Raw genomic sequence first — 13,743 nt, 5'->3', positions numbered from 1 at the left:
AAAACATGACGCTATCCCATCACGTCGCGGTCATCACCAGCGATGAGCAAGCGCTGATCGTCGCCAGCGATCTGGCCGAAGATTTCAAACGCGACAGCGCCCTGCGCGACCGTGAACGTCGCTTGCCACTGCCGGAACTCGATGTATTTTCCCGCTCCGGTCTATGGGGCATCAGCGTGCCCAGGGAATACGGCGGCGCTGGCGTGTCCAACGTAACTTTGGCCAAAGTCATTGCCCTGATCGCCCAGGCCGACGGCTCGCTCGGGCAGATTCCGCAGAACCATTTCTACGCACTGGAAGTGCTGCGCGTAAACGGCAGCCACGCACAAAAACAACGGCTGTACGCCGAGGTTCTCGCCGGCCAACGCTTCGGCAATGCCTTGGCAGAACTGGGCACCAAAACCGCCCACGAACGCGTCACCAGCCTCAAGCGCGCCGGTGACGGCTATCGCATCAACGGTCGCAAGTTCTATGCGACAGGCGCGATTTACGCACAGCGTATTCCTACTTCTGTGGTGGATGAAAACGGCGTGCAGCAACTGGCCTTCGTCCCGCGTGACAGCAAGGGCCTGACGGTGATCGACGACTGGAGCGGCTTTGGCCAGCGCACCACTGGCAGCGGTTCTGTGGTGTTCGAAGATGTATTCGTTGCCGCCGAAGACGTGCTGCCGTTTCAAAGTGCCTTCGAACGCCCGACCACTGTCGGCCCGTTAGCGCAGATCCTTCACGCCGCCATCGACACCGGCATCGCGCGCGCCGCTTATGAAGACGCGCTGCATTTTGTGCGCAGCAAAACCCGGCCATGGATCGATTCCAGCAACGACAAAGCCACCGAAGATCCACTGACACTGAAGAGCTTCGGCCATTTGAGCATTCGCTTGCACGCCACCGAAGCCTTGCTCGAACGTGCCGGCGAATTCCTCGACGCCGCGCAAGCCGAGACCAACGCAGAAACCGTCGCCGCCGCTTCGATTGCCGTCGCCGAAGCACGGGCGATCAGCACTGAAATCTCTTTGGCCGCCGGCAGCACGCTGTTCGAACTGGCCGGCAGCCAGGCGACCCTGATCGAACATGGCCTCGACCGCCATTGGCGCAACGCCCGCGTGCACACCTTGCACGACCCGGTGCGCTGGAAATATCACGCGGTGGGCAACTACTACCTCAATGACGAAAACCCTCCGTTGCGAGGGACGATTTGATGAGCGCGGCGAAAAAGAAGATCCTGCTGAATGCGTTCAACATGAACTGCATCGGCCACATCAACCATGGCCTGTGGACGCATCCGCGCGACACCTCGACGCGCTACAACACCCTCGAATACTGGACGGAACTGGCGCAATTGCTGGAGCGCGGACTGTTCGACGGTTTGTTCATCGCTGACATCGTCGGCGTGTATGACGTCTATCAGAACTCGGTCGACGTCACGCTGAAAGAGTCGATCCAGCTGCCGGTCAACGATCCGTTGCTGCTGGTTTCAGCGATGGCTGCCGTGACCAGAAATCTTGGTTTCGGTCTGACCGCGAATCTCACTTATGAGCCGCCGTATCTGTTCGCCCGACGCATGTCGACGCTCGATCATTTGAGCCGTGGTCGTGTTGGCTGGAACATCGTCACCGGTTATCTCGACAGCGCCGCCAAAGCCATGGGCCTCAGCGAACAGGTGGAACACGACCGTCGCTACGATCAGGCCGACGAGTATCTGGAGGTGCTCTACAAACTCTGGGAAGGCAGCTGGGAAAACGGCGCAGTGCTCAACGACCGCGAGCAGCGGATCTACGCCAACCCGGAAAAAGTGCACAAGGTCGAGCACAAAGGCGAGTTCTATCAGGTCGAGGGTTATCACCTCTGCGAGCCTTCGCCACAGCGTACGCCAGTGCTGTTTCAAGCAGGCAGTTCCGAACGCGGTTTGCTCTTCGCCGGACGCCATGCCGAGTGCGTGTTCATCAGCGGTCAGAACAAACCGTCGACCAAAGTTCAGGTCGACAAGGTCCGCGCCAGCGCCGTTGAAGCGGGCCGCAATCCCGAGGACATCAAGGTGTTCATGGGCCTCAACGTGATTGTCGGCGCAACGGAAGAAGCCGCGTGGGCCAAGCACGCCGAGTACCTGAGTTACGCCAGCGCCGAAGCTGGCGTGGCGCATTTTTCCGCGTCGACCGGCATCGATTTTTCGCAGTACGAGATCGACGAACCGATCCAGTACGTGAAGAGCAACGCCATTCAGTCCGCCACCAAAAACCTGCAGAACAACGACTGGACCCGGCGCAAATTGCTCGACCAGCACGCCCTCGGTGGTCGCTACATCACCGTCGTCGGCTCGCCGGAGCAAGTGGCGGATGAGCTGGAATCGTGGATCGCCGAGACCGGCCTCGATGGCTTCAACCTGACCCGGATTGTTACGCCGGAGAGCTATGTGGATTTCATTGAATTGGTGATTCCGGAGTTGCAGCGGCGCGGGTCGTACAAGACCGCGTACGACAACGGCAGCTTGCGCGAGAAGCTGTTTCACGGCGGGGCGCAGTTGCCGGAGCAACACACCGGCTCCGCGTTTCGCCGCTAAAAGCATCGCGAGCAGGCTCACTCCTACATTTGGAATGCGTTCCCCTGTAGGAGTGAGCCTGCTCGCGATGAGGCCATAACAAACACCACAAATTTCATGCACTGACTGGAAAAACCATCATGACCCAGAAAATCCTGTCACACCCAGTCAAAGCACTGGCCCTGGCCCTCGGCCTGTTCAGCTCGGCAGTCTTCGCCGCCGACGCACCGTTGAAAATCGGCACCACCGCCGCCTTCGCCATTCCGCTGGAAGCCGCCGTCGAAGAGGCCTCCAAACAAGGCCTCAAAGTTGAGTTAGTGGAGTTCACCGACTGGATCGCGCCGAACGTCAGCCTCGCCGCCGGCGACATCGACGTGAACTACTTCCAGCACATCCCGTTCCTCGAAAACGCCAAAGCCGCGTCGGGTTTTGATCTGGTGCCGTTCGCGCCGGGGATCATCAACAACGTCGGCCTCTACTCGAAAAAATACAAAAGCTTCGACGAGTTGCCCGAAGGCGCCAGCGTCGCCATCGCCAACGATCCGATCAATAGCGGCCGTGGTCTGCAACTGCTGGCCAAGGCCGGTTTGATCACGCTGAAACCGGGCGTCGGCTACAAGGCCACCGAAGACGACATCGTCGCCAACCCGAAGAAAATCAAAATCCTCCAGGTTGAAGCCGTGCAATTGGTACGCGCCTACGACGACGCCGATCTGGTTCAGGGTTACCCCGCCTACATCCGTTTGGCGAAGACCTTCGATGCAGGTTCGGCACTGCTGTTCGACGGCCTCGACCACAAGGAGTACGTGATCCAGTTCGTCATCCAGCCGAAGAGCAAAACCGATCCGCGCCTGATCAAATTCGTCGACATTTACCAGCACTCGCCGGTTGTTCGCGCCGCACTGGATAAGGCTCACGGCAAGCTGTATCAAGCCGGTTGGGAAAGCTGAGCATGACGGCCGCGATCCAACGGCGACTGGAGTTTCCAGAGCCCCACAATGCTGAAAAAACCGAACTGCACCCCGAGTTGAATCGCGCCCACGTACGCTTCATCGGCCTGGGTAAAACCTACAACGGCCGGCAAGGCCCGGTCGCGGCTTTGCAGGGCATCGATCTGGCAATTCAGCGCGGCGAAGTGTTCGGCATTATCGGCCGCAGCGGCGCCGGCAAGTCGTCGCTGATCCGCACGATCAATCGTCTGGAACAACCGACTTCAGGGCGGGTTTTGATCGATCAGGTCGATATTGGCGGGTTCGATGAAGACCGTCTGGTTGCTCTGCGCCGGCGCATCGGCATGATCTTTCAGCACTTCAATCTGATGTCAGCCAAGACCGTTTGGCAGAACGTTGAATTGCCGCTGAAAGTCGCGGGTGTGCCGAAAGAACAACGCGAGAAAAAGGTCCGCGAACTGCTCGAACTGGTTGGCCTGCAGGAAAAGCACAAAGCCTATCCGGCGCAGCTTTCCGGCGGACAGAAGCAGCGTGTCGGCATCGCTCGCGCGTTGGTGCATGACCCGGATATTTTGCTCTGCGACGAGGCCACATCGGCACTCGACCCGGAGACCACTCAGTCGATCCTTGGCCTGCTGCGCGAGATCAATCAACGCCTGGGCCTGACCATCGTTCTGATCACTCACGAGATGGCGGTAATTCGCGAAATCTGCGACCGCGTCGTGGTGCTGGAGCATGGCCGGGTGGTCGAACAAGGCCCGGTCTGGGAAGTGTTCGGTAATCCGCAGCACGAGGTCAGCCAGACCTTGCTTGCGCCGCTGCAACACGCGTTACCGGAAGAATTGCAAAGTCGCTTGCACACGCTGCCGCCCTCCTCCGACGCCGCTGTGGTGCTGCGCCTGCAATTCACCGGCAGTGCCAGCGACGAGCCGGATCTGGGCGCACTGTTCGCCGCGCTCGGCGGGCGGGTGAAATTGCTTCAGGGCGGCGTCGAACGGATTCAGGGGCACGCGCTGGGGCAACTGTTGTTGGCTGTCAGCGACTCAGCGTTCAGCGCCGAACAATTGCGCGAGCGCGCCGCACCGTGGGCGCAGCGAGTGGAGGTAGTGGGTTATGTGGTTTGATCGCTTGCTGCAGGGCTTTATCGATACGTTTCTGATGGTCGGCGTATCTTCGCTGATCGCGCTGCTGGTGGGGATTCCCATGGCGGTGATTCTGGTCACCAGCGACAAGGGCGGGATCTACGAAGCGCCGGTGTTGAACCGTGCCTTGGGCGCGTTCGTGAATCTGTTCCGCTCGATCCCGTTTCTGATTCTGATGGTCGCGCTGATTCCATTTACCCGGTTGATTGTCGGTACCACCTACGGTGTCTGGGCTGCCGTCGTGCCGCTGACGATTGCCGCCACGCCGTTCTTTGCACGGATTGCTGAAGTGAGTTTGCGCGAGGTTGATCATGGTTTGATCGAGGCTGCGCAGGCGATGGGCTGCCGGCGTTGGCATATCGTCTGGCATGTGCTGTTGCCGGAGGCGCTGCCAGGGATTGTCGGCGGTTTCACCATTACGCTGGTGACGATGATCAACTCGTCGGCCATGGCCGGGGCGATTGGCGCGGGTGGGTTGGGGGATATCGCCTATCGCTATGGGTATCAGCGCTTTGACAGCCAGATCATGCTGACGGTGATTGTGTTGCTGGTGGCTCTGGTGGCGGTGATCCAGTTGGGTGGGGACCGGTTGGCGCGGGGGTTGAACAAGCGCTGAGCTCATCCGGAATCATGCCGCGCCTCTGAAACCGCTTTCGCGAGCAGGCTCGCTCCCACATTTGGAATGCGTTCCCCTGTGGGAGCGAGCCTGCTCGCGAATGGCTGCGCAGCAGCCCCGAACTCGATGGCGTATATTCGGCAAATCCCAATTGCCCGCGTATCCCCACCATGAAGCAGACCCCCAACGATCTCGAACAGATCACCACCACCACCCTCGGCCACTACAACTCGGTGGCTGAAGACTTCCGTGAAGGCACCCGCGACCACGATGTCAGCCAGAACATCGATGCGCTGCTGCGGCATATTCAAGGTGTGGCGCCGTTCACGGTTCTGGATTTCGGCTGCGGGCCGGGGCGGGATTTGCAGACGTTTACGCGTATGGGGCACATCGCCGTGGGTCTCGACGGTTCCCAAGAGTTTGCGCGAATGGCCCGTGAGGACAGTGGTTGCGAGGTGCTGCAACAGGACTTTCTGAAACTCGATCTGCCGGCTGAACGCTTCGACGGAATCTTCGCCAATGCGGTGCTGTTTCATGTGCCATTGCAGGAATTGCCACGGGTTTTGCAACAGCTGCGCGATACCTTGAAACCGGGCGGTGTGCTGTTCAGCTCTAACCCGCGCGGGGATAACCGCGAGGGCTGGAACGGGCCGCGCTATGGCTCGTATCACGATCTGGAGGCATGGCGCGGGCTGCTTGCCCGCGCCGGATTCGTCGAACTTGAACACTACTTCCGTCCCGCAGGCCTGCCGCGCGAACAGCAGCCGTGGTTGGCCAGCGTCTGGCGCAAAGTCTGAGTCAGGGAGTTGCCCGCACCCGATAGTGGCTGACGGTACCTTCCGGCAGCAGCAGCGTGACACTCTCGCCGGGCAGGGTCCGGCCGTCCACTTCACGCGGGGCTGGATCGAAGTTGGCCAGCAGCCGAGTGCCGTCTTCAAATGAAGTCTGCTGCACCTGCCGATCCCCGCTCAGCCATTGGAAACCGGTCAACGCCTGCGTCGCCAGGCGCTCATGCAGCGGACGGAAAAATGCATCCTGACGAGCCATCAGCGGCAGTCGCTGCGCCAGCGTTGCTGCACTCAGGTGGTACAGCGGCGGCACGTTGTACAGCAATTGCGTCAGTTCGTTTTCCACCCTTGCGTTGCCTGGTTTAAGGCTGTCGAACAACCAGTGATGGGTGGTGATGAGCGAACCGTGGAACACCGCTTGATAAAGCGGCAAACGGCTGGCCGGGTCAAAGTGTATGCGCCGCAACGGTTCCTTTATTGGCACGGATTTGAAGAACAGGGCCGGTTGCTCCGGCGGAAACCACTTGCCGACAAAATATTCGGAATCCGGGTTTTTACTCATGTCGGCATCGCCCCAACCGATCACCGGTGTCTGCATGCCATGAGCGAACAGTACGCCTTGGGCCGTCGTTGCATTGCCGTCTTCTGAGCCGCTGGGCAATTGCAGCACTTCATTGATCCATCGCGACGCCGCGACATTGCCTTCGGCGTTCTGTGCCTGTGTCATTGGGGCGTCCGCACGGTAGCTGTCGAACACCATGCCTGTGGCGTAGGCGTCGAGAAACCAGCTGTTGAAACCAGCGGCGACGCTGACCGCTTTGACCCGTTGCTCCAACAAAGGGCGCACGCAACGCGGGTCGGTGTAATGACCCGACTGCTGAAAGCCGCTTTTCATCGTGCGATCTTCCAGCAAGATGGCGCACTCACGGTAAGCCGTGTCACCCAGATGTGCGGTGGTCCAGTCTGGATTCTCATCCCGCCTCAGCGCGGTCTCGTAAGAGTCATACGGTGCAAGCAGATACCCCGCCTGCACGCCCGCGCGAACCGCCTCGGGATGCCAGAGGCCGCCCTCCCAGCCCTCGCCAAGCCCCAACCACAGGCGCGGCAGCCCAGCGTTCTGCAATCGCTCAATCGTATCCAGCGACAAAGTGCTGCCCCATTGCTCGGAATTGGCTGTCACGGCACCCGCGAACTCGCGGGCCAGTTGCCCGCGCAAGGCAACATAACCGTTGGCCAGTGCCTGCATGTCCGGCACCGCGCGGGCTTGCCAGGTTTTGCGCGCCTGGGTGTTCAGCGCGTGATTGAGGCTGCGCAGCAGCACGTCTTGCTGATAACGATCGAGCACCGTTTCGGTGGCCAGCAACTGCAAGCCTTCGCGATCCATGCCTTCGCGCAATGCGCCGGCAAGGCGGCTCGGGCCGCGCAACTTGCCAAGCAACACCGGCCAGTTACGCACATCCTTTTGCCCCAGCAGATCGTTACCCCACACGTAGACATGACTGGCGCCCAACAGCTTTCGCGACGCCGGTGTTTTCTCAAGCTTGCTGCTCAGGCTTTCGTAACGGCCGGTGTCGATCAGCCATTGCCGGTAGCGTTTGGCGCCGGCCAGCGGGTCGGCGTCACCCAAAAACAGGCTGAACGTCAGCGGTGTCGACGGCTTGAGTGAGGTGAATTGGTGGCGCACCGACAAAGCCAGCGAATCGCCTTCAGCGTTGAACTGCAGTTGTTTGTTAAAGGGATTGGTCAGCAACCAGCTGAGGCTGAATCCCTCATGCTCGACACCCCAGATCGGCAGACTCATGTCCTGAGTGGCATTGAGCACCCCTTGACGCACCAGAAACGCCTGCCACACCGGATCGCCGCGCGGCACATAATGCCCCTCGGCCAACGGCCAGATCAGGCCCTTGCCCATGGCGTTACCGGGCTGGCGCAAGAACTCAAGTTCAGCCGGGGCGCGTGCGGTGATCGAGAACGTCAGGTCGCGTTGATCGAGATCAACGCTGAGTGACCAGGCGCCATCGTTCCATTGCCAGTCGACGCGATTGTCGCGTTGCACCAGGTTGCTGACCCTGTGCGCGGCGACACCCGTCGATGCCTGTACAGTCGCGCCGTTGGCCGGGGTGACTCGCACGGCGAGGGTTGCGGGGTCGAGTTGTACGCGCCACAGCGGGTTCACCAAAAGGATGTCGGCCAGCGATGAGGGCGACAGGCACAGGCCGGCCAATAACAGCAGTTGGCGCAGCCAGCAAGTGACAGTCGACATCAGGCGTCCCTCCTCCAAATGGAGGAAGGACGGTAACGCAAGGCATCACAGTTGTAAGTCAGACCTTTCCCAAAGGTGTAACAAACGCACTCAGCGGGTCGATGACGAAGCGTCCTTCTTCGGCTCGCGAATCTTGTACCAGGCCACATACAGCGCCGGCAGGAACAGCAGCGTCAGCAACGTCGCCACCACAATCCCGCCGATCATCGCGTACGCCATCGGTCCCCAGAACACTTCCCGGGCAATCGGGATCATGCCCATGCTCGCCGCTGCCGCGGTCAACAGGATCGGCCGACGCCGATGCTCAGTCGCCTCCACCACCGCATCCCACGGTGCATAGCCCTTCTTCTCGAACTCATCGATCTGCGTCACCAGAATCACCGAGTTACGGATGATGATGCCGATCAGAGCGAGAATCCCCAGAATCGCCACAAAGCCCATCGGCGTACCGGTCGGCACCAGCGCCAGCACCACGCCGATCAGCCCCAGCGGCGCGACACTCGCCACCAGGAACATCTTCTGCACGCTGTGCAACTGGATCATCAGAAAGGTCGCCATCAAAAACAGCATCAACGGCAAGACCTTGGCAATCGGCCCCTGCGCCTTGCCGCTTTCCTCGACCGTACCGCCGGTGGCGACCTTGTAGCCGACCGGCAATTTGTCAGCGAAGGCATCAATCGACGGCTTGAGGATTTTCACCAGATCGGTCGGCTGGATCTCGTCGCGCACCGAAGCCTTGATGGTGATGGTCGGCAAACGGTCGCGACGCCACACCAGCGGCTGTTCCAGCTCATAGCGCACAGTGGCGAACGCCAGTAACGGAATCGATGTGCCGTTGGGCGTAACGATCTGCAGATTCTGCAGGGTTTCCGGCGTACCGCGCTCCGAATTCACCGCCCGGCCGACCACATTGATCAGATAGATGTCGTCGTTGACCTGGGTCAAAGGCGCGCCGCTGACGATGCTGTTCATCAGGTTCGCCACGTCTTCGGAGGACAGCCCGAGCTGGCGCGCCTTGTCTTGGGCGATGTCGATGCGCAGGACTTTGCCCGGCTCGTTCCAGTCGTAAATGATCTCGCCGATGTGCGGGTTCTTGTCCAGCTCGGTGGCGAGGTCGATGGCGTGTTTGCGCACTTGATCGATGTCCTTGCCGCTGACCCGGTACTGGATCGGACGCCCCACCGGCGGGCCCATTTCCAGCGCCTGGACGTAACTGCCGATGCCGACGAAGTCTTTGTGCAAGCGCTCGCGCAGACGCTGACTGAGTGCCTCACGGGCCTCGAAGTCTTTGCTGACGATCACCAGTTGCGCGTAGTACGGGTTTTGCAATTGCTGGTCGAGCGGCAGATAGAAACGGATCGCGCCCTGACCGATGTAAGTACTCCAGCGCACGATGTCCGGATCCCCCTTGAGCGTCGCTTCGAGCTTGTCGACAGCCTTGCGGGTTTCGTCGATCGAGGCGTTTTGCGGCAGGTTGAGGTCGACGAGAATTTCCGGGCGGTCCGACGCCGGGAAAAACTGGTTCTGCACAAAGCGCATGCAAAAAATCGACAGAACAAACAGCAGTACGGTGATCCCGATCGCCCACCAGCGATTGCGCATCGCCCACAACAGGCCGCCATTGAACGCACGCCCGACGCGGCCAGGCTCGGCTTCATGGGGTTTCACGTTGGCGCTGAGAATGTGCACGCCGATCACCGGAGCGAAGAACACCGCGACAATCCACGACACAATCATGGCCACGGCAATCACCGCAAACAGCGTGTAGGTGTACTCACCGGCGGAACTGGCGTTGAGGCCGATGGGCACGAAACCGGCGACGGTCACCAGTGTACCGGTGAGCATCGGGAACGCCGTCGAGGTGTAGGCGAACGTCGCGGCTTGCTCCTTGGTCTCGCCCATTTCCAGGCGCGTGACCATCATCTCCACGGTGATCATCGCGTCGTCGACGAGCAGGCCGAGAGCGATGATCAGTGCGCCGAGAGAAATCCGCTGCATGGTGATGCCACTGTATTCCATGAACACAAACACCATCGCCAGCACCAGCGGAATCGAGCACGCCACCACCAGGCCGGCGCGCACGCCGAGGCTGATGAAGCTGACCACCAGCACGATGATCACAGCCTCGAACAGGGCACTGGTAAAGCCACCGACCGCTTCTTCCACCACCACCGCCTGATCGGACACGGTGTGCACACCCACGCCAACCGGCAAGTCTGCAGTCAGTTCATCGATGCGCTGGTGCAACGCCTTGCCAAACTCCTGAACGTTGCCGCCCTTCTGCATGGCAATCGCCAGACCGATGGCCGGTTTGCCGTCGAAGCGGAATTCCGGGGTAGCCGGATCGGTGTAACCGCGAGTGATGTCGGCGATGTCAGCCAGGCGATAGAAACGGTCGTTGAGTTTGAGATTGACCTCGGCCAGATCCTTTTCCGAGGCGAACTGCCCCGAAGTGCGCACGGAAATCCGCTCAGGGCCGGCCTCGATCACACCGGCCGGGGTCACGGCGTTCTGCGATTGCAGGCTCTGCACGACCTGACGCTGATCGATACCCAACGCCGCGAGTTTGCGGGTAGAGAAGTTCAGATAAATCACTTCGTCCTGCTGGCCGATCATTTCGATCTTGCCCAGCCCCGGTACATTGCGGATCTCGGCCCGCGCCTGTTCCACGTAATCGCGTAACTGGCGCATGGTCAGGCCATCGGCGGTGAAGGCGTAGACCGAGCCGAACACATCACCGAACTCGTCGTTGAACCCGGGCCCTTGAATACCTTTGGGGAACTGCCCGCGAATGTCGTCGATCTTCTTGCGCACCTGGTACCAGATTTCCGGGATGTCCTTGGCGCTGGTGGTGTCGCGCAGGTACACGTACACCGTCGATTCGCCGGGGCGCGTGTAACTTTTCACGTAGTCGAGGGAGTCGAGTTCTTCGAGTTTTTTCTCGATGCGATCGGTGACCTGCGCAAGGGTTTCCTCCTGGGTCGCGCCCGGCCATTTGGTCTGGATCACCATGGTCTTGATGGTGAACGACGGGTCTTCTTCGCGGCCCAGATTGAAGTACGAGAACACGCCCATCAGCAATGCGACGAACATCAGGTACCAGACGAATGACTGATGCTTGAGGGCCCATTCGGAGAGGTTGAAAGAGCCTTTCATTGACTGTCCTCGTCAAGTTTTACCGATTGTCCGGGTTTGAGGCTGTTGACGCCCGCGCTGACCACGCGCTCGCCATTCTTCACGCCGCCCGCGAGCACTACGCTGCTGTCGGTGCGACTGATCACGCTGACGTCGCGAGGGCTGACGGTTTTGCTCTGGGTGTCGATGACCCAGATCCGTGATTTGCCGTCGACCTCCTGCAAAGCGGTAGCCGGCAATTCGATGCGCGGTTTGATCGCCGAACTGAGGGTCACGCTGATCGCCGTGCCGAGGCGGAAACCGTCCGGTGTCTCGGCCAGCGTCAGGCGTGCGCGACGAGTACGCGTGGCGCTTTGCGCCTGCGGTTCGATCTCGCGAAGGGTTGCCGTGGTGTTGATGCTCGGGTCGAGTTGCCCGGCCACCAGAAACACCACGTCGGAGGGAATCTGATCGACCAGGGTGTCCGGCAGATCGATCACCGCTTCCTTGATGTCCGGTTGCGCCAGGGTTACGACCTGCTGGCCCGCCGTCACCACTTGCCCGGCTTCAGCGTTCCACGCGGTGACCACGGCTTTATGGTCGGAACGCAGTTCGGTGTAGCCGAGCTGGTCCTTGCTTTGATTGACCGCCGCCCGTGCCTGGTCCAGCGAGGCCTGGGTGGTTTTCAAGTCCGTGGTGGCAATGTCCAGTTGTGCCTGCGCCCCGACGCCACGATCGAACAGCGCCTGCTGACGGCGGGCATTGGCCTGGGCATTGATCAGTTGCGCCTGAACCTTGGCCAGGTCGCCCTGGGCCGAACGCAATTGGTTCTGCTGATCAGACGGATCGAGGGTGGCGAGCAGCGTGCCCTTTTGCACTTCGGTTCCGACATCGACGTTGCGGCTGGCGATGCGGCCACCGACGCGGAAACCGGTGTTGCTTTCATAACGCGCCTGGATGCTGCCGGCGAAACGCCCGAGGCTTTCCTCGCTCAGCGCTTGAACCTTGACCGATAACACCGGACGTACCGGCTCCGGAGGTGGCTCGCTTTTCGAGCAGGCCGCCAGCAACACACCCACGGATAACAGCCCCAGACGCTTCATGGCTGTGCTCCCGGTTGCAGATCCTTGTAGGTGTTTTCAGCGATTTCGACTTTCATGCCGGGATGCAACAACTGCCCACCGGCGACGATGACTTTTTCCCCGCCCTTGAGGCCTTCGCTGATGATGACCTTGCCGATCAGGTAGCGGCCGACGGTCACGTTGTGCAACTGCGCTTCACCTTTATCGTCGACCATCCACACCGCCGGATCACTGATGTTTTTGGTCAGCGCCGACCATGGCAATTCGACTGCCGACTTGCCGCTGCCCTTGGCCGTGGCGCTGACCACCGAGCCCAGCTGCATCCCTTGTGGCAAGCTGTCGAGGCTGACTTTGACTTGCACCGTGCCGGACTGCGCCGACACCGCCGGGGTGATTTCACGCACCGTACCGGTGGTTTTGATGGCAGGGTTATCGAGCAGGCTGACGACGATCGAGGGATCCGCAGGACGCTCGGCCAGCAGCGATTCGTAGACGTTGAACACCGCGTCACGGTCGCCGTCGCGGGCCAGCGAAAAAATCGGCGCAGTGGCCTGCACGACCTGGCCGACTTCGGCCTGACGCTCGGTGATCACCCCCGGTGCATCAGCGATCAGTGCGGTGTAGCTCAACTGGTCCTTCGCATTAGCCAATTGCGCCTGCGCCGCACTCAAGGCGCTCTGGCTGCTGCGCAGCGCCGCTTGGGCGGAATCGTATTCGCTCTGGCTGGTGTAGCCCTTGGGCAGGAGTTTTTGCTGGCGTACGAACGCCGCGGCACTCTGTTTCACCCGGGCTTGTTCGGCGACTACCTGAGCCTGGGCGGAGTCGACGTTGGTCTGCAAATCCTTGGGATCGAGTTTGGCCAGCACCTGTTTGGCGGTGACCCGGTCGCCGACGTCGACCATGCGCTGGATGATCTTGCCGCCGACGCGGAACGACAATTCAGTCTGCACGCGCGCCTGCACGTCACCGGTCAATGTCACCGAAGCCGCGTAATCCGTGGGTTTGACCTCTTGTACAAAGACCCGTGGCAGGTATTCCTCAGGGGCTTTTTTCTCGCCGCATGCGGTCACCAAGGTGAACAGACTCAGCATGACCGCTGTTTTCAAACCGGGACTCGCCATGCAGACTCCTTCCTGTGTACGAACGTGCAAGTGACGATACGACTGTGAGCTTAGAACAGGGTTCAACGTTCGCCCGTTCGTCCCCCATATTTCCTCTAGGAGCTGCCGGAGGCTGCGATCTTTTGATCTTT

At 60.5% G+C, this 13,743-nt stretch carries 10 protein-coding genes; 6 read left to right on the top strand and 4 right to left on the bottom strand.

Annotation, left to right across the window (positions count from 1 at the left end; all coding sequences use genetic code 11):
* Nucleotides 1-5: 5 nt before the first annotated feature.
* The 6 genes from ACM6JQ_RS26820 to ACM6JQ_RS26795 all read left to right on the top strand — a co-directional run bounded on the left by ACM6JQ_RS26820 (nucleotide 6) and on the right by ACM6JQ_RS26795 (nucleotide 6,041).
* Nucleotides 6-1,199: an SfnB family sulfur acquisition oxidoreductase gene (locus tag ACM6JQ_RS26820; RefSeq protein ID WP_414894982.1), complete on the top strand. Its 1,194-nt coding sequence runs from the start codon at nucleotides 6-8 to the stop codon at nucleotides 1,197-1,199.
* Nucleotides 1,199-2,557 (top strand): LLM class flavin-dependent oxidoreductase, encoded by a 1,359-nt coding sequence (locus ACM6JQ_RS26815; protein ID WP_095113924.1) that lies wholly within the window; start codon nucleotides 1,199-1,201, stop codon nucleotides 2,555-2,557. Before ACM6JQ_RS26820 ends, ACM6JQ_RS26815 begins: the two co-directional genes overlap by 1 nt.
* A gap of 119 nt (nucleotides 2,558-2,676) precedes the next feature.
* Nucleotides 2,677-3,486 carry a MetQ/NlpA family ABC transporter substrate-binding protein gene (locus tag ACM6JQ_RS26810; RefSeq protein ID WP_095113923.1) on the top strand — a complete coding sequence of 270 codons (810 nt, stop codon included), beginning with the start codon at nucleotides 2,677-2,679 and terminating at the stop codon, nucleotides 3,484-3,486.
* A gap of 2 nt (nucleotides 3,487-3,488) precedes the next feature.
* Nucleotides 3,489-4,610 (top strand): methionine ABC transporter ATP-binding protein, encoded by a 1,122-nt coding sequence (locus ACM6JQ_RS26805; RefSeq protein WP_414894981.1) that lies wholly within the window; start codon nucleotides 3,489-3,491, stop codon nucleotides 4,608-4,610.
* A complete protein-coding gene (locus ACM6JQ_RS26800) occupies nucleotides 4,600-5,244 on the top strand; it encodes a methionine ABC transporter permease (protein WP_034151854.1) in 645 nt (214 codons plus the stop codon). Before ACM6JQ_RS26805 ends, ACM6JQ_RS26800 begins: the two co-directional genes overlap by 11 nt.
* A 170-nt stretch (nucleotides 5,245-5,414) precedes the next feature.
* On the top strand, nucleotides 5,415-6,041 hold the full coding sequence (locus tag ACM6JQ_RS26795; RefSeq protein ID WP_095113921.1) for a class I SAM-dependent methyltransferase: 627 nt from the start codon (nucleotides 5,415-5,417) through the stop codon (nucleotides 6,039-6,041).
* Nucleotide 6,042: 1 nt separating this feature from the next.
* On the opposite strand, the gene ACM6JQ_RS26790 is transcribed toward ACM6JQ_RS26795, so the two are convergent.
* The 4 genes from ACM6JQ_RS26790 to ACM6JQ_RS26775 all read right to left on the bottom strand — a co-directional run bounded on the left by ACM6JQ_RS26790 (nucleotide 6,043) and on the right by ACM6JQ_RS26775 (nucleotide 13,612).
* Nucleotides 6,043-8,295 carry a glycoside hydrolase gene (locus tag ACM6JQ_RS26790; protein WP_414894980.1) on the bottom strand — a complete coding sequence of 751 codons (2,253 nt, stop codon included), beginning with the start codon at nucleotides 8,293-8,295 and terminating at the stop codon, nucleotides 6,043-6,045.
* 90 nt (nucleotides 8,296-8,385) lie between these two features.
* Complete coding sequence (locus ACM6JQ_RS26785; RefSeq protein ID WP_007918721.1) at nucleotides 8,386-11,451, bottom strand: efflux RND transporter permease subunit; 3,066 nt, start codon at nucleotides 11,449-11,451, stop codon at nucleotides 8,386-8,388.
* Nucleotides 11,448-12,512, bottom strand: a complete 1,065-nt coding sequence (locus ACM6JQ_RS26780; protein WP_414894979.1) for an efflux RND transporter periplasmic adaptor subunit — start codon at nucleotides 12,510-12,512, stop codon at nucleotides 11,448-11,450. Before ACM6JQ_RS26780 ends, ACM6JQ_RS26785 begins: the two co-directional genes overlap by 4 nt.
* Nucleotides 12,509-13,612 carry an efflux RND transporter periplasmic adaptor subunit gene (locus ACM6JQ_RS26775; protein WP_007918719.1) on the bottom strand — a complete coding sequence of 368 codons (1,104 nt, stop codon included), beginning with the start codon at nucleotides 13,610-13,612 and terminating at the stop codon, nucleotides 12,509-12,511. The genes ACM6JQ_RS26780 and ACM6JQ_RS26775 overlap by 4 nt, the downstream gene beginning before the upstream one ends.
* Between the last annotated feature and the right edge of the window lie 131 nt (nucleotides 13,613-13,743).

The organism is Pseudomonas sp. IT-232MI5 (assembly GCF_949767845.1).
Lineage (GTDB): Bacteria > Pseudomonadota > Gammaproteobacteria > Pseudomonadales > Pseudomonadaceae > Aquipseudomonas.
The sequence above is the reverse complement of the archived record's forward strand: the minus strand, read 5'-3'. Positions and strand labels throughout refer to the sequence as shown.